This window comes from Streptomyces sp. WM6378, from assembly GCF_001279695.1.
Classification (GTDB): domain Bacteria; phylum Actinomycetota; class Actinomycetes; order Streptomycetales; family Streptomycetaceae; genus Streptomyces.
This window is the reverse complement of the sequence record NZ_LGDD01000276.1, coordinates 1-212: the sequence shown is the minus strand read 5'-3', so window position 1 is coordinate 212 and position 212 is coordinate 1. Positions and strand designations below refer to the sequence as shown.

The following is a 212-nucleotide window of genomic DNA, read 5'->3' as shown; positions in this document are numbered from 1 at the left end:
CGGTGGTGCGCAGCACGTCGAAGACGGCCGGGTCCAGGACGTAGCGGCCGATGACGGCGAGGTTGGAGGGCGCCTCGGCCGCCTCCGGCTTCTCGACCAGCCCGGTGACGCGCACGACGTCACTCTCGGCGGTGGTTTCGACGGCCGCACAGCCGTAGAGGTGGATCTGTTCGGGATCGACCTCCATGAGCGCGATCACGCTGCCGCCCTCG

General features: G+C 70.3%; 1 protein-coding gene. It reads right to left on the bottom strand.

Annotated elements, in window-relative coordinates:
- Positions 1-212 (bottom strand): sugar phosphate nucleotidyltransferase (locus tag ADK54_RS20930; RefSeq protein ID WP_267887025.1); only part of this gene is annotated, 212 nt, incomplete at both ends.